A 17,529-nucleotide genomic window follows, 5' to 3' on the forward strand; every position below is an offset into this window, starting at 1 on the left:
TGTCAAAAGTTTTAGAAGCTGGAAACGTAATGTGTTAAATCATATAGTTTTATTTACATTTTGCACTAATAAATCAAAGGAGAAATTTTATTACTTTAGTGGCATACAGGACAATGTCATTAAGTTAAGGTGATTTATGTCTGTTCGAGCATTACTGAACAACAAAATATATTTTGTTGTGAAAGCAGCAAGCATAGCTTGTCGAGAACTCATCATTCTAACAAATAAAGAGGTTTCGATTGCGCTCAACCAGACAGTTGAGGTTGAAAAATCCTTAACTTAATGACATTGTGCATACAGGAAATATAGCACGAACTTGATGTTTTTTTACAAATCATTAATCACAAATAAAAAAAACAACATTAGATTTTAAAATGGCACTTAGAGAGGTAAAAAAAGAATTGAATAAAATGGACAAAACTGAAATCATTAAACTGATTTCAGACATGTACAAAAAAATACCGTCCGTAAAAACCTTTTTAGATATTTTTTCAACTGGAGAAATAAAACTACTGGTAGAAAAATATAAAAAAGAAGTCGAAAAATATATTTACCCTAGCGGTAGAAATATGAATTTACGTGAAGCTGAAGCACGAAAATTAATCAGAACCCTCCGAAAAATGAAAATTACGGAACTTAATGTTGAATTGGAATTACACTATGTAAGTTGCTGTTTGGAAATTATTGAAGATTTTGGATATTGGGATGAGCGTTATTATATAGCATTAGAAAAAATGTTTGACAGTGCAACAAGCGGAATTTCAGAATTAGGATTAGAGGAAGAATACCAAGAAAAAATTAACTTAATTTCGGATAAAGCAAGTGAATTTGGAATAGAACTTATTTATTAGTTTTAATAAAACCTTACATTTATGCCATGGATATAAAACTGACCGAAGTAGAAAAAAATAAAAACCAGTGCATAAACCGCCACCGTCATATAAAAAATAATCAGATAGTTAGCTTAATCAAATGTTAGTATACATTTGCTATGTCTTATTTTCCTCCTCGATAAAAAAGTGTAACAGGATGGGAAATACTCGCACACAAAACCGCACTATTATACATAAACGCTGTTCACATATTTATTCCTAAAAAAATCCCTATATAATTTTATTTATGATAAACAGACTAACCTTTCTATTGTTCTTGAGTGTTTTAATTTCGACAGGACAAGGAAATGATTCTAATTTATTTAGTATTACTCCAGAAATTCTTATTGGTATTACAGGAGAACCAAATACTAACTTTCCAGATAGAGGTCTTCAAAAACAAGTCTTTATGAGTTTAGGCTGGCATCACACAAAATATACAAAAGAATGGGCTTCATACCTGAAAGTTCAGAAAACAGGTATAAATATAGGATACGCTAATCTAGGGAACAAAGCGCAACTAGGAGATATTTTTACACTACAACCTTTTTTAGAATTCAATGCTTTTAAATGTAAAGATATAAACCTGTATTTAGGCACAGGAATTTCTTATCTTACTAAAAAACACCACCCAATTACAAACGAATTTAATAAAGCAGTATCTACAGATTTTACTTGGTCATTTAGACTATTTATGTATTATAACATGATAAAATCTAAACAAGTTAATTGGCGAATTGGATTGGGATATGCCCATAATTCTAACGGACATACAAAATTGCCAAACCAAGGTTACAACGCTTTTTTATTTAGTGTTGGAGCAGAAATAAAAACCTCTAAAAATTTGTCAAAAAATGCAACACCTATAAAAATATCTGAAAGGACTATTTCTGATTATTTTTCAATACGTTATGGTTATGGTCTAAATGTACTTTCTGAAGTTTTTGATGATAAAGAAAGTGTATATACTATCTCTGGCGATTACGGTAAGGTATACAACAATGTATTAAAACTTGGTCTGGGGGCATATTTCAGGTTTTATGAAGCGTATTACAATTATATTACAAATAATGAATCTCTAGTTCAAGATGGCAGAGAATTTTCAGGCTTAAAGTCTAATGCATTTACCAATGCTTTAAACGTTGGCATAACAGCCAATAGCGAATTATTATTAAATCATTTTGGAATAGACTTACAGGTGGGTATAAACATTTATAAACCAGCATATAAAATTGATTGGCGTATTAATCAAGGTTGGGGAGATGTACCAAGAGTTATTACCGAAAGCGGTGGTTATTATAAACTCGGTAATTTAGATGAGTCTTACTACAAAGTTAAGCGTACAATATCTGCTCGATTAGGACTAAAATATTACCTGATAGGAACTGCTAAAAGACCTGTTAACAATCTTTACACGGGTGTTTTTATAAATTCAAATCTTGGACAAGCAGATTTTACAGAATTAGCCGTAGGTTATGTGAAAACCTTTAAATCCAGAAGTAGATGATTGAATGTAAAAATTCTCCGATCCTTGGATTGGGATTTCCAATTTATGACTCTTTTGGAACCATCAGAACTGCCTTTTTTTGAAGTTCTGGGTGAGACAAAAATCGAATTTTGTTATTTGAGGAATAAAACGCTGACTATTAATAACTCAAAAACTAAATTCATAAATAGAATTTAAAAGAATATTTCAAACTTTAATTTATACAAGTAAGTTGTGTCAAATATTGGTAATAATTTGACGCAACCTAATAATTTGACGCAACCTATAAGTGAATTTCACATCTACTTGATAAAGTATAAATATGAAAAATAAAATTTATTTTATTACAATATTATTAGTTAGTTTCTTAATAGCTTCTTGCGAGTCTGATGACGATTTGAACTATCAAACTGATTTCGAAAATAGCCAAGAAGCTTGGTTGGATTTTAAAGAATCTTCAAATAATTCATATAAATATGTGGTATCTGGGGGCTCTGTTTTTACAAGTTATGGTTGGGAAACGACTATAACCGTATCAAATGGGGTTATAATTGAACGGGATTTTAAATACACATCTGGGGCAGAAAACTTTATTCCTGTAGACCAATTGGAATGGACAGAGAATGAAAATGACATTAATAATTCAGAACACGAACATACAAGTGCTTTTTCTGCTTTAACTTTAGATGAAATATATGATAAAGCTAAAGAGGTATGGTTAATAAAAAGAGACAATGCAACGACATACTTCGAAATAGAAAACAATGGGCTAATCTCAACTTGCGGTTATTTTGAAAACGGATGTATGGATGATTGCTTTATCGGAATTACAATTAAAAGTATAACAGCTTTATAAAAATGTACTTGATTATAAAATTTTAAACTATAAAATCAGAATATAAAAGTATTGTTGCCAACAACGGTAATCGTTGCACAAGTCTCTAAAAACATACAGAATTTAACTCAAAAGCTCCTTAATTTAGGGGCTTTTTTTAGTCTAAAAACAATTTGTTAAATGGCATGATATTCTCTTGTAGACAAACATAATAGGCATCATTTTGTTATAGATAAAGCCAGCTAGTTTACCTTATACTGTCAAACACCATTTAAACGTAAGCTAAAATAAAAACTTATTAATAGCCTATACACATCCAACCAAACAGAGTTTAAAAACATAATAAGCCGCGTGCCTTTTTGTCCACTTTCTTCATAATACGCTTGCCTAAGTACATACAAATATTCTAAAACCAAAATGGATTTTAAGTGTCCATAAGAAAAGTGTTTTGGACTGCGATCACTCATTTTAAAAGTGAGAAAATAATTTTTCTTAATACCCTTTTTTAGTGTATTGAAGATAATGTGTGAAATTACAACTAATTTTGAAGCTATTTTTGTACATTGCACAACAGGTATACCATATAATAAAAATACGTAAATGCTTCTTAGTCAAAGATTAGTATGCTGTTTCTATGTCTAATTTTAAGTAAGAAAACACTTGTAGGAAAATGAGATGTTATTATGCATAAACGTTTAAAAATATTAACAATAACATTAAAAAAGATGACCAAGACAAAAATATTACTACTCCTTGTATTTACCGTAATCATTGATAATGTTGCAAATTCTCAAATTACATTTAGAGGGTGTACATCAAATATTTTGGGAGCCCAAGATTACACGTTAACAGCAACCGTAACAACCAATGATAGTGGAACAATCCGTAATACTTACGAAAGTACACCATCCGATTTTGCGCAAAGTTGTCCCGCTGGTGTTTGTGAGATACAAATAGAGTGGAACATTAGTAATTCAAGATGGGAAGTCTCATTCGATAATGATGGGCCTTTAAATGCTCCAGATTATTCTACGGCCGTTCTCTACTTCAATACATCTGCTTCCTTTCCAAACCCACCAGATTTAACCTTAGGCACATGGGTGGATAATTTGGGAGGGGCATGCCCGATCGGAGAATTTGTTACAATGACTGGAGATGTCCAAAATACAATCAGTTCTTGTACAAACTCAAGCATCACCTCAGCTACCGCCAGTACAAATAATATTTGTGCTTCTACTTCGGTAGACCTAACCGCCAATGGCGTATCCGCAGGAAGTGGTGCGACATTAACCTGGTTTGATGGGGCAGGAGGCACAGGAAATAATCTGGGAACAGCAAATCCATTATCCGTTTCACCAGCAATCACTACAACGTATTATGCCAGACTAGATGGTACTTGTAATGCTGTAGAAGCTTCAGTAACCGTAACAGTAGATCAAACGGCATCAAGTATCACCTCGGCTACCGCCAGTACGAATAATGTTTGTGCTTCCACTTCGGTAGACCTAACCGCCAATGGTGTATCCGCAGGAAGTGGTGCGACATTAACCTGGTTTGATGGGGCAGGAGGCACAGGAAATAATCTGGGAACAGCAAATCCATTATCCGTTTCACCAGCAACCACTACAACGTATTATGCCAGACTAGATGGTACTTGTAATGCTGTAGAAGCTTCAGTAACCGTAACAGTAGATCAAACGGCATCAAGTATCACCTCGGCCACCGCCAGTACAAATAATGTTTGTGCTTCTACTTCGGTAGATCTAACCGCCAATGGCGTATCCGCAGGAAGTGGCGCGACATTAACCTGGTTCGATGGCGCAGGAGGTACAGGAAATAATCTGGGAACTTCAAATCCATTATCCGTTTCACCAGCAACCACTACAACATATTATGCGAGACTGGATGGTACTTGTAATGCGGTGGAAGCTTCAGTAACCGTAACAGTAGATCAAACAGCATCAAGCATCACCTCAGCTACCGCCAGTACGAATAATGTTTGTGCTTCGACTTCGGTAGACCTAACAGCCAATGGTGTATCCGCAGGAAGTGGCGCGACATTAACCTGGTTCGATGGCGCAGGAGGCACAGGAAATAATCTGGGAACTTCAAATCCATTATCCGTTTCACCAGCAACCACCACAACGTATTATGCGAGATTAGATGGTACTTGTAATGCGGTGGAAGCTTCAGTAACCGTAACAGTAGATCAAACGGCATCAAGCATCACCTCAGCTACCGCCAGTACGAATAATGTTTGTGCTTCTACTTCGGTAGACCTAACAGCCAATGGTGTATCCGCAGGAAGTGGTGCAACATTAACCTGGTACGATGGGGCAGGAGGCACAGGAAATAATCTGGGAACTGCAAACCCATTATCCGTTTCACCAGCAACCACTACAACGTATTATGCCAGACTAGATGGTACTTGTAATGCTGTAGAAGCTTCAGTAACCGTAACAGTGGATCAAACAGCATCAAGCATCACCTCAGCCACCGCCAGTACGAATAATGTTTGTGCTTCGACTTCGGTAGATCTAACAGCCAATGGCGTATCCGCAGGAAGTGGCGCGACATTAACCTGGTTCGATGGGGCAGGAGGTACTGGAAATAACCTAGGAACTTCAAATCCATTATCCGTTTCACCAGCAACCACCACAACGTATTATGCGAGACTGGATGGTACTTGTAATGCGGTGGAAGCTTCAGTAACCGTAACAGTTGATCAAACGGCATCAAGCATCACTTCAGCCACCGCCAGTACGAATAATGTTTGTGCTTCGACTTCGGTAGACCTAACAGCCAATGGTGTATCCGCAGGAAGTGGCGCGACATTAACCTGGTTTGATGGCGCAGGAGGCACAGGAAACAATCTGGGAACTTCAAATCCGTTATCCGTTTCACCAGCAACCACTACAACATATTATGCGAGATTAGATGGTACTTGTAATGCAGTAGAGGCTTCAGTAACCGTAACAGTGGATCAAACAGCATCAAGCATCACCTCAGCCACTGCCAGTACAAATAATGTTTGTGCTTCGACTTCGGTAGATCTAACAGCCAATGGCGTATCTGCAGGAAGTGGCGCGACATTAACTTGGTTCGATGGCGCAGGAGGCACAGGAAATAATCTGGGAACAGCAAATCCATTATCTGTTTCACCAGCAACCACTACAACGTATTATGCCAGATTAGATGGTACTTGTAATGCGGTGGAAGCTTCAGTAACCGTAACAGTGGATCAAACGGCATCAAGCATCACCTCAGCTACAGCCAGCACGAATAATGTTTGTGCTTCCACTTCGGTAGACCTAACAGCCAATGGCGTATCTGCAGGAAGTGGTGCGACATTAACCTGGTTCGATGGTGCAGGAGGCACAGGAAATAACCTTGGAACTTCAAATCCATTATCCGTTTCACCAGCAACCACCACAACGTATTATGCGAGACTGGATGGTACTTGTAATGCGGTGGAAGCTTCAGTAACCGTAACAGTAGATCAAACGGCATCAAGCATCACCTCAGCCACTGCCAGTACGAATAATGTTTGTGCTTCGACTTCGGTAGATCTAACCGCTAATGGCGTATCCGCAGGAAGTGGCGCAACATTAACCTGGTACGATGGAGCAGGAGGCACAGGAAACAATCTGGGAACTGCAAATCCATTATCCGTTTCACCAGCAACCACTACAACGTATTATGCGAGACTAGATGGTACTTGTAATGCGGTGGAAGCTTCAGTAACCGTAACAGTAGATCAAACAGCATCAAGCATCACCTCGGCCACTGCCAGTACGAATAATGTTTGTGCTTCCACTTCGGTAGATTTAACAGCCAATGGTGTATCCGCAGGAAGTGGCGCGACATTAACCTGGTACGATGGGGCAGGAGGCACAGGAAACAATCTGGGAAATTCAAATCCATTATCTGTTTCACCAGCAACCACCACAACGTACTATGCTAGACTGGATGGTACTTGTAATGCGGTGGAAGCTTCAATAACCGTAACAGTTGTTACTATAGACACATCAGTTGCGGTCAATCTTTCAACAGTAACGTCAAATGAAATTGGGGCATCTTATCAATGGATAAATTGCGATACCACATTACCAATCCCTGGAGAAAATAATGTATCATTTACCGCGACAAATTCTGGTAATTATGCTGTAGAAGTAACAAAAAATGGCTGTACAGATACTTCTATATGTGTTCCTGTTTCGGTATTAGGAATAGAGAAAAACACAATATTTAGTGATGTATCTATTTTTCCTAATCCAAATGAAGGCATTGTTAATATTAGTTTAGGTGAGTTAAAAAATGTAGGTATAAAAGTATTTAATACGAATGGCCAATTAATCTATCACAAAGAAAATATCAACGAAACGACTTATCAATTTAAATTAGAGAAAGCTATGGGGGTTTATTTCATAGAATTAAATTCTCAACAGGCAAAGGAAACCTATAGACTTATAGTGAAGTAACGATTTACTAATACTGTATAAGCCTCATTTAAATGAGGCTTATACTATATTTCAACAATGTCATCTCGACTTTAACCTGCCTTGAACGGAGTCGAAAGGCTACTATTGATGTGTTTTGTAAGTAATTAATTTTAAAGTCGTTCATAGGATAACTCCAGAAGGTCTTGAAATTGTACCGCCTAAAAATATGGGAAAAAGTTCACATGCTTGGGTATTCAAAATTACGACCGATAGTAACCAATATGCTCCCAATGCGATTCAAAAAGATGTAGATAAATCACTTGATGGAACTAAAAAAGTGAATTTAGAGGGATAATAGAAATAAAAGGTATTTATAGCCAAAGTAAGGCAGTTAAAACTATGTACTTTAGTGCTTTTAGCTTCTAAAAATTTTAGACACGAATTCACAGGAATTCAGTTTTATCATATTTCACAAAACAGACTTTCAGTCTGTCAAAACGAACCTATGGACTTCCAATCATAATGGTTTAGTTAAAAATGTAACCTATTTATTTTGAGCTGAATAAATGCGTTGTTTTCATGATATCTAAAAAGTTTATAAAACTACAGATTACTATTCTTATCGGTTCCTAGAAGTTGTTGGTCGAAATTTTTATTTTTTTAGTAAGAGAAATAGCTAGTTTCGCTTATATATTACTTGACATAGTGAACAAAAAATAAGAAGGGTATTACAAAAATAAAGTTATAAAGATTGAGAGTTAGTTTGTTTTTTATGGGTTGCTCAAAAAATAGGTTATCTAATATGTTTTACATATTGTGATATTAGTTTAGTACCTGCCTTTTACTCGAGCAGCCCTTAAACCTTTCGCATGAAGAAATAAGAGACTTAAAATTCATTGGAAAGAATAATCCAACCCTTCTATAAAAGAAATTTCAGAATTTAAGGAAGCATATAATCCAGAATGATTTGTATGCTATTAATTGCACCGAAACGTATTTACACTAAACTGTTAAAGCTTATAAAACAGGCTTCCCAAACAAAAACCACTTAAAACGTATCCTAATTTCAGTAAATGTAAAATCAGCTGAAGTTGAAGAAACGACAACGTTTAAAGCTGACTTTTTTTGATGGATATGATAATCATCCGAGTTCAAACAACATTCTAAAAGTGATACTGAATCATTAAACTTTGTAAATACAACAGAATTAAATTATAGTTCACCAAATGTAAATACAGGAATGAATAAATGGTTGTGGTATTGACCTGCTCTAATTTTTATTTTTAATCTTTTTGCTACATATTTATAATCTTACATATAAATAAGGAAAAATCTTACTATATTAGTGATTCATATTATGGATGAGGCTGTCTAAAAAGTGTCATTCTGAATATTACCGAGAAACAAAATATATTTTGTTTCGAAGGTAGCAGCAAAGCTGTGAAGAATCTCTAAAGACTTTAATCTTTTTGATTTTTAGATAAATAAGATTCTTCGCTTTACTCTGGATGATAAAGTTCATCATTTTTTAGACAGCTTCTTCTACGTTGTCCACAATTCCTCTTTTTGTGGGAAAATAAATAATTACTTAAAGCTAATGTTTAATTAGCCCAAAAAAGGAATATACGATTGAAAACCAGAAACACTAACGACTGCTTTTATGAAACACTAACGTTAGTTCGAATTAAAAAAAAAGCTAATTATTAAGGCGGAATACTGAAAAGCCTATTTATAAATAGAGTAAGTAATTTAATTAAAAAAAAATGATTATTAACATTAATGGAATGTCAAATTTAGATGAAAATACTGAGGCTGAATACCCGTCAGGATTAAATGGCCAAACATTTAGTATTAATGGAGGATTTTGTTTCACTCTTACCTTTACTTCAGAAAATGATGCTGATAATGGGCAATATTGTTTAATACAACTTGTGACTGCTTCAGAAAGAATTTTGGAAAATGATAGTTATATACAAACAAGTAATTTTAATCATTTACCAGTTTTAGATGGAGATGTGATGGAAGATGAAAACCTTTGGTACTCTAATGGAACAATAATAGAAGTTAATGCCCCTGGTGATTTTGAAATTATTCTCTCTGATGATCCACAAACTTCTCCTGCTGAAGGATTCTACGGACCTCCTAATTCTCTAACTGTAAATGAACAATTCATAATTATTTTTGCAAAAAAATTAGAAGGCGACAATTATGAACAACTACAAAAATGGACTTGGGGATACAACGATAATTCAAATAAAGTAGATGGGATATGGAATAATGACAATTTCAATTATAATTTTGGAGAGATTGTTGAGGAAATTGATTTAAGTGATTTCAATGGTAGTGTTAGAGCCAACAATGAATCACAAACTAATGTAGAACCTAAAGTAATAATTGAAACTGTAGACAAAAAATAAAAACAATAGCGGTTTCAGCGAAGAATTAATGGTAAGTGTTTTTAATAAAAGTTATTGCTTTATCGAAAACAAAAGCGTGGAAACCCGCTACTATTCATGAATTGTGTTAAAAATCAATAAACCTTTCAAACTTATTATTTTATGAAAAAACCATTCGATCGCATTATTACCATAATGTTTGAGAATCAGTACAGGAGCTACGCTATTCAAAATCCATTTTTAAAAAAACTAGCTTCTGCTGGGGCAGATATGACTAATTACTTTGGTGCCTTTCATCCTTCCCAAACAAACTATTTAGCTTCCTTATCTGGAGAGATATGTGGTGTTACCACAGACACACCTCCTGCTTCTCCACTAATGCAAGAAACGTTAGTTGATCTATTAGAAGAAAAAAATGTGAGTTGGAAAGCTTATATGGAAGCGTATCCGAATGAACCGTGGAATCCAGCTTGGAAAAACCCAAAATATTCAGAACAGCAACAACCTATTAATCAATTCCCTGCTGCTGGTGCCAAAGAACTTTCTAGGTATTATCGTAAACACAATTCATTTGCGTCGTTTCACAATGTTCAAAAAGAGGAAGCGCGATGGAATAAAATTGTGAGTGACACGGAATTCTGGAATGATGTTGCTAATGATTCTTTGCCAGAATATAGCTGGTTTACGCCTGATATATGGAACGATGGTCATTACCTTTACAATACACATATTGATACAAACCCTCGCACGCAGCTTATTCCGCAATTATCTGCTTGGTTGGAGTATGTTTTTCTCGGAGATATCGACACTACTAATATTCAAGGCGGTTCAGAAACAGGTTTAAAAAAATTAGGACTCAATTTAGATGTTGATTTGTTGTTAAGCGATCCGAAAAAAGCTTGGGAAAATTCTAATGTCCCTAAAGGCACATTAATTGTTGTCACATTTGATGAAGCCGATTTTAATGCGGAAGTATTTGATACCAATTACGATGGTCCTAATCAAATATACACGGTTCTTTTGGGGGATATGATTGAACCAGGAACCGTTGTCTCGACTCCATATAATCACTATAATCTGATTAGAACTGTTGAACAGAATTATCAATTGGGTTCTTTAAAGAAGAACGACCACAATGCAAATTGGTTCCGTTTCCTTTGGAATGAATCCTTTGCTTGGAATACCCCAGTAAACACTGGTTTCGCTGTCGGAAATACACTTGCAATTGCGAATGAAACTGCAGGCGAACATATGGTGTTTTCTAATGCCAATGGACAATTATTTGATAGTATTCTCAGTGCTTCTAGCTGGAGTCAACCTAATAAATTAGATATAGTTACCCAAGGAGCAATTGCAATGGCATCCATCAATAACAAAATAACTTTGATAACTGTTGGAGCAGATGGAGTGTTGATGAGTACCGCATACGACACTGTAAAAAAACAATGGTCTGAAACAAGCTCCTTAAAACAAAAAACAGCTGGAAGCATTGCTTTAACAACGTATTTAGACATGGCAACTTATACAAATAAATTGATGTTATGTTGGGTATCTGCCGATGGGTTTATTCAATCAATGGATGGAGATGTTAATGGTTTTTCTGGGACAGTTACTCCAGTAAATCAATTAACTGACGGAGCGATGACTTTAGGACAAGTGGGTGCTTCTTTGTTTTTAGTATACAAAGAAAGAAATACGCGTAAGATGCGTATTACTTCATATAATACGGCTCCATTTAATGCTTTTGATGCTATTAATTTCAACGGTAATCCAGCTCCTGAAAGTAACACCACTTTTGGGAAGTGGTCTGTAACAGATTTTACGGTGGGTCATTTTTCAAAGAAAATGGCAGCTTTGGCAGATGAATACGAAAACTTAGGGCATATGGCTATGGCAACATTATCGGGAGAGATGCACTTAGTGCACAGAGGTAGTTCTATATATTTATCTAATGCTTACACTGAAATATTTGGGCTAACAGGTATTTACTCTGCAGCTAATGAATTATCTAATGGGTATGGCACACTAGATCAGGCAGGATGGACAAGAGAAGAAGAAATGACTGATGTAGTTATTAATCCAAATAGTCCTGTTGCAATGTGTTCTAATGAAGAAACATTTACCTTGATTTGGGCTGATGCTAACAGCAAGACTATTAAATACAAGCAAGGAGAATATGCGACTATTTAAAAAACAGACTTCTCAAACAAGTATCATTTAAAAACAATTTATTAATTAATTTTTAATAGTTATAAAACTTACAAATGAGTTGTCAAGGATTTCTTGACAGTTGAAAAATAGAAAATAGTAATTGTCATAAAATATGCGACAGTTTAAATAGTATATGGAAATAAAAAAGCAAATAGAGATTTATCAAGCCAATGATAGTTCTCCCCAAATTAATGTGCAATTTGAACATGATACGGTTTGGTTAACACAAGCTCAAATGGCTGAACTTTTTAATAAAGGGAGAACGACTATTACCGAACACATTAAAAATATTTTTACTGAAGGTGAATTGATAGAAGAAGCGGTATGTCGGGATTTCCGATACACCACACAATATGGTGCTATTAAAGGAAAAACACAATCTAAAAGTATCAAATACTATAATTTAGATGTTATCATCTCAGTAGGCTACAGAGTAAAATCCAAACAAGGTACTCAATTCAGAATTTGGGCAAATAAAGTATTAAAAGACCATTTAGTAAAAGGTTATGCAGTCAACGTAAAGCTAGCAATAGTTGTAGAAACTAGTGCAGCTGGAGTTGATTTTTTTGACAGATATATATGGTAAAGTAAGATCTTCGAATGGTAATGAAGTTGGTGTTTTTAATATAAATAGAGGGAGGCCATTTAAGTTCTAGACGTTTTTCTGTAAAATAATTAGTAAATATAGTACTATACCATTAAACTATTGTTAATTAATAGCTTATCTAATTTTACCTTTTATATATTAAATACATCTTTATTCTTATATAGAAAAGAGGAAAATCTTACTAAATTAGCGATTTATATAATGAAAATATAGTTACCATGGTAATTATATACAATTGCTGTGCTTAATGCAAAAAGACGTGGTAATGTCTGATATTAGGAAACGATATACAAATGCTTAAAGAAGTTATTTGGTCTCCTCCAGCTGAAAAGGATTTTGAATCAATTTTAGATTATTTACAGTTAAAATGGAATGACAGAATAATTAATAAATTCATTAGCAAAGTAGATGATAATATTAGCTTGATACTTGAAGACCATAGGATATTCCCTGTAATCAATGAGGAACTTCAAATAAGAAAAAGTGTGATTTCAAAACAGAATATATTGTATTTATAGAGAGAAATCTGAAAAACTCGAAAAGCATGAATTTATTTTGGAAAGATATTGAAATTGGAGCATTGACGGAAACAAACTGGGACATGAGAAGCTCAGGTAGTATCCGATTCAAATTCAATTATGAAGGAGAAACAACTGGTAATACACACCTCTCAAATTTTATTAAACATTCAATTGAATCAAGTAATTATCTAGAAAATGGTGATGAGGAAAACTATAATAAAATGATTAAAGAAGAATCCAAATTCCTTGATTTGATTAATAGTTCGAAATGGCTAGTAAAAAGCGAAAACGACGGAATATTTAAGATTTTATGTCCAATATTTCATGATAATAATGAAATAACTTGGCAAAGAGATTATAAGTAATAATAAAAACTACCTCTAACAATTTGTATATTGTATATGCTCCCTTCGGTAAGCAAACGCAACATACAAGAGACGTTACCGACAATAAACCATGACAATCAATGGGGAGCTTAAATGAAGTATATCAATTAAAACCTATTACATTATCTGCTTCTGCGGTTTTAAAAGTTAAGAAGAATTGCGAAGAATCCTTTTTGAAACGATTTGATTTGGAAGAAATAGGCTCAGAAGTAAAGGGATTTTTTTCTGATACATTTGTTTACAAATCTGATGATGGCAAGGTCGAAAGAATGGCAATTTATTCGGCTGAAAGACTTCTTGATCTACAAGAGCCAGGTATATACCTTTCAATTCAATCTGATGGCAAGTGGGGTTTTAATGATGCATTCATTAAAGGTATTGAAAGAACTTCACCTTATCTAGAAGACACTCTCTTTTTCGTAATTTACGATACACGAATTAGTCGCTTCAATATTACAAATGGCAAACTGCACATTAAAGAGACGACTGACTTTGACCAATGGGATCATGCGTTTGATAAATACGTTCTCTATCATTATAAGGAATCACCTCAATTGATTGCCGATTATTACAAGGATGAAGTAATTGAAATGAGATTGTTTCTGGAAGAATTAGTCGATAATGATGACGACCCGAGAAGTTACTATGAATTGGAAGAATATGAGGAATTATTAAACAAAATAATACGTTTTGGTAAATACATCCCAATGGAAGAATTGAAAATAATGAAAGATTGGCTGCAAGAACAAATAGTATTGCAAAAAAAATGGGAAGAAAATTACTATCGCTAACAATTTGTATTTGCTAAATTATTTGTTCAAACTGTACAACTAATCTTGTACAATAACGTTGGCAATAATATAAAAACATACTAACAATGAAAAACATACTTAATTTTCTAATAATTATACTATTAATCGTCAGTTGTGCTGAAAAAAAACCGAAATCAAAAGAACTTACAAAAAACAATTCAAAAGCAATAAAATATAATGGAACAGCAAGTATTACGCAAGGCATAGCAGCTACAATAACTGAAAATATTTACTCTTGTGAACGTGGAAGAAAAACAGATGTTGGAGAGATTGCTTCTACTGATGGTAAAAAATGGATTGTACCTGCTGAAACAAATTATAAAAATGACAATTTCCCATTTGCCAGCGACCTAAATAATTCTTGCGAAGGAAAAAATTATGCAACACAGCAAGAAGCCTTATCTAATTTTGATGATTCTAGAATAATAGAGATTGATCAAGATGGCGAAATATTCACTGCGTATATATTTGCCGATAATTATTTCGAAATGTATGTTAACGGCGTAGCTGTTGGCAAAGATAAAGTTCCGTTTACACAATTTAATTCAAGTATAGTGAAATTTAAAGCTCAAAAACCATTTACGATAGCAATGAAACTGGTAGATTGGGAGGAGCATCTTGGTATAGGTTGCGAGGCTAATAGAGGTAAATCTTTCCACAATGGAGATGGAGGAATGGTTGCTGTTATTAAAGATGAACAAAACAATATAATTGCCACAACCAATGAAGATTGGAAGGCTCAAACTTTTTATATAGCACCAATAAAAGACTTGAAATGTGTTTCAGAAGAAGGAAGTTACAGATACTCCAATAACTGCGATACAGATGGCGGTCAAAATGGAGCTTCTTTCTATGCTTTACATTGGGAATTACCTAACGATTGGATGAAGGAAAATTTCAACGATTCAAATTGGCCAAAAGCAACTACTTATACCAACAAAACCATTGGCGTAGATAATAAACCTGCATATACAAATTTCACATCTATTTTTGATGCTGCAGATGAGAATGCAAAATTTATATGGTCAACTAATGTTGTTTTAGATAATGAGGTTTTGGTACGTTATACTGTAAAATAAACACCATGAAAAAGATACTATTTATACTAGTAATACTGTGTATATCCTTTAAAATTTCTGCTCACGATGGCGGACACGGTTTGCCAACAAAAGTTTGGCATTTTACAAATAGTGAAATGAATTTAAAAGCTGAATTTATTGAAAAAATTGACAACAAAGTGTATCTAATGAATGATAAACACAAAGTTGTTGTCTTCAATATTTCAGAATTCACAAGTGAAGAGCAACACTATATTTTAAACAAAACAAATTGGGTTAACAACAAAAATGTTTCGCGAACAGAACATCAATTATTTTCAATTAACTATTCTAAAATTCTAATTTATTTTGGTGTTGGCTTATTACTATTTTCATTCTTCAAGTTCAGTAGAAAAAGCAAACCTAAGATGGTATTCTTTAGTGTACTGAGTTTTTCTATTGTTGTTATGGGGTGTAAAACCAATATTTCATCAAAAGGAATTAAAATGGCGAAAAATGATATTTCATATTTAGAATCTATCTTTGGCGTTTTTGACAAAGTAAATACACGCTACGATAGCAAATATTTCTACATAGAATCAGATGGAATACCAGAACACGAAATGATGACAGGTATAACCAATTGGCAACAACAAGTTCCTATTAATCACGATTATTCGGGTAATAATGCTTGGGCAATTCCCTTACAACCTGTATTGGCTGAAGATTCCTTATCTACAAAAGACAATTTTATGAAAGGTGCAATTGCTATTGCAGCTAATGGAATACCTATTTTTAATCCCTTAAACAACCGAGGTGAAGATGCAAACGCCATTGGAGAATTAGACAAATGGGGTGGACATTGTGGAAGAGCTGACGATTATCATTATCATCTACCTCCTACACACTTGCAATCTAAAGTAGGAGATGATAAACCAATAGCCTATGCTTTAGATGGTTTTCCTGTGTACGGAGAAACTGAAGAGCAGTTAGATGAAAATCTTGGACGCTTTACCTCAGACAGCATATATCAATATCACACAATTAAAGAATATCCATATCTAATTGCAATGATGAAAGGGAAAGTGGAAATAAATCCAAGAACTAAAGCTCCAGAAAATGAGATCATGCCACAAGCGAAAACCAGAGGAGTTCGACCAGATTTAAAACCATTACGTGATGCTAAAATTATTGATTTTAAAAACCCGAAACCAAACGAGTACATTTTAAAATATGAAGTAGAATCACTAATATATAGTATAAATTATGGTTGGGACGACAACGGAAATTATCACTACGAATTTATAAACCCAGATGGAACAATTACAAATTCCAATTATAGCAGGAAATAAATACTACTCCAGCAACTGATTTAACAGAATTGAATGCAAAATCTTGGTATCTAAAAAATAAAAAAACTTACCACAACAATAATAGCCGTTGCACAGCTCATGATTTTGAATAAATCTATGGTTTTTTCAATAATCATCAATAAAATAGAACTAAAAATAAGTCGATAATGTTTATTTAAATACAAAAAAACAAGTGTTTTTGTAATATTTTTTGACTTGTACAACAGCCATATGGTTTATAAAACATATTTAGTTAAGAGCTAAGTAGGTACTTTGTTTCTCATTGTTTTCAATAAACTGAAAGCCAGTAACAGCAGTTAACTTATAAAACCATTCTTTGGCAATGGTAATGACTTCATCTTTAATCAGGTTTCTAAAAACCTTAATGGCATTAAATTTCGACGTAAATATTTGCTGCTTGATTTTTGAAGGTGATGTATCGATAGCATAAATCTCCAAGTTAATATGCAAAATAACCAAGACTCAATAATTGAGAATCCAAACACTTCAACAAAACAATATTAAAACAGGGGGTAAGCATATAGTTTAAAAAGTGAAAAAATTCCTAATGT

Annotated in this window: 15 protein-coding genes; 13 read left to right on the plus strand and 2 right to left on the minus strand. The window is 34.0% G+C overall.

The annotated features are described in order from the left end of the window. Window positions 1-374 precede the first annotated feature (374 nt). The 3 genes from Q4Q40_RS13050 (at window position 375) to Q4Q40_RS13060 (ending at window position 3,214) form a co-directional block, all read left to right on the plus strand. On the plus strand, window positions 375-851 hold the full coding sequence (locus Q4Q40_RS13050) for a DUF6155 family protein (protein WP_303302288.1): 477 nt from the start codon (window positions 375-377) through the stop codon (window positions 849-851). A 268-nt stretch (window positions 852-1,119) separates the two neighbouring features. Then, window positions 1,120-2,379, plus strand: coding sequence for an acyloxyacyl hydrolase (locus tag Q4Q40_RS13055; protein WP_303302289.1), 1,260 nt, complete (start codon window positions 1,120-1,122; stop codon window positions 2,377-2,379). 301 nt (window positions 2,380-2,680) lie between these two features. Next, entirely contained in the window at window positions 2,681-3,214 is a 534-nt protein-coding gene (locus Q4Q40_RS13060) for a hypothetical protein (RefSeq protein WP_303302290.1), read from the plus strand. A gap of 239 nt (window positions 3,215-3,453) precedes the next feature. Here the strand turns inward: Q4Q40_RS13060 and Q4Q40_RS13065 are convergent, their stop codons facing one another. Beyond that, window positions 3,454-3,660: a hypothetical protein gene (locus tag Q4Q40_RS13065; RefSeq protein ID WP_303302291.1), complete on the minus strand. Its 207-nt coding sequence runs from the start codon at window positions 3,658-3,660 to the stop codon at window positions 3,454-3,456. Window positions 3,661-3,918: 258 nt separating this feature from the next. Here Q4Q40_RS13065 and Q4Q40_RS13070 point away from each other — a divergent pair, with 258 nt between their 5' ends. From Q4Q40_RS13070 to Q4Q40_RS13115, 10 genes are all read left to right on the plus strand, one after another. Beyond that, window positions 3,919-7,674, plus strand: coding sequence for a T9SS type A sorting domain-containing protein (locus Q4Q40_RS13070; RefSeq protein ID WP_303302292.1), 3,756 nt, complete (start codon window positions 3,919-3,921; stop codon window positions 7,672-7,674). Window positions 7,675-7,861: 187 nt separating this feature from the next. Continuing rightward, a complete protein-coding gene (locus Q4Q40_RS13075; protein ID WP_303302293.1) occupies window positions 7,862-7,990 on the plus strand; it encodes a hypothetical protein in 129 nt (42 codons plus the stop codon). A 1,408-nt stretch (window positions 7,991-9,398) separates the two neighbouring features. Continuing rightward, the gene (locus Q4Q40_RS13080) at window positions 9,399-10,052 is read left to right on the plus strand and encodes a hypothetical protein (RefSeq protein ID WP_303302294.1); all 654 of its coding nucleotides are present in this window, start codon (window positions 9,399-9,401) and stop codon (window positions 10,050-10,052) included. 141 nt (window positions 10,053-10,193) lie between these two features. Continuing rightward, entirely contained in the window at window positions 10,194-12,221 is a 2,028-nt protein-coding gene (locus Q4Q40_RS13085; protein WP_303302295.1) for an alkaline phosphatase family protein, read from the plus strand. 154 nt (window positions 12,222-12,375) lie between these two features. Continuing rightward, on the plus strand, window positions 12,376-12,828 hold the full coding sequence (locus Q4Q40_RS13090; protein ID WP_303302296.1) for a virulence RhuM family protein: 453 nt from the start codon (window positions 12,376-12,378) through the stop codon (window positions 12,826-12,828). Window positions 12,829-13,142: 314 nt separating this feature from the next. Continuing rightward, window positions 13,143-13,367: a type II toxin-antitoxin system RelE/ParE family toxin gene (locus Q4Q40_RS13095; protein WP_303302297.1), complete on the plus strand. Its 225-nt coding sequence runs from the start codon at window positions 13,143-13,145 to the stop codon at window positions 13,365-13,367. 26 nt (window positions 13,368-13,393) lie between these two features. After that, on the plus strand, window positions 13,394-13,735 hold the full coding sequence (locus tag Q4Q40_RS13100; protein ID WP_303302298.1) for a hypothetical protein: 342 nt from the start codon (window positions 13,394-13,396) through the stop codon (window positions 13,733-13,735). A gap of 101 nt (window positions 13,736-13,836) precedes the next feature. After that, entirely contained in the window at window positions 13,837-14,547 is a 711-nt protein-coding gene (locus Q4Q40_RS13105) for a hypothetical protein (RefSeq protein ID WP_303302299.1), read from the plus strand. 86 nt (window positions 14,548-14,633) lie between these two features. Then, complete coding sequence (locus Q4Q40_RS13110) at window positions 14,634-15,647, plus strand: hypothetical protein (protein ID WP_303302300.1); 1,014 nt, start codon at window positions 14,634-14,636, stop codon at window positions 15,645-15,647. Between the two features lie 5 nt (window positions 15,648-15,652). Beyond that, window positions 15,653-16,957, plus strand: coding sequence for a YHYH protein (locus Q4Q40_RS13115; protein ID WP_303302301.1), 1,305 nt, complete (start codon window positions 15,653-15,655; stop codon window positions 16,955-16,957). Between the two features lie 249 nt (window positions 16,958-17,206). Here the strand turns inward: Q4Q40_RS13115 and Q4Q40_RS13120 are convergent, their stop codons facing one another. Next, on the minus strand, window positions 17,207-17,428 hold the full coding sequence (locus tag Q4Q40_RS13120) for a hypothetical protein (RefSeq protein WP_303302302.1): 222 nt from the start codon (window positions 17,426-17,428) through the stop codon (window positions 17,207-17,209). Window positions 17,429-17,529: the final 101 nt, after the last annotated feature.

The sequence above is a fragment of the Flavivirga jejuensis genome (assembly GCF_030540765.1).
Classification (GTDB): domain Bacteria; phylum Bacteroidota; class Bacteroidia; order Flavobacteriales; family Flavobacteriaceae; genus Flavivirga; species Flavivirga jejuensis.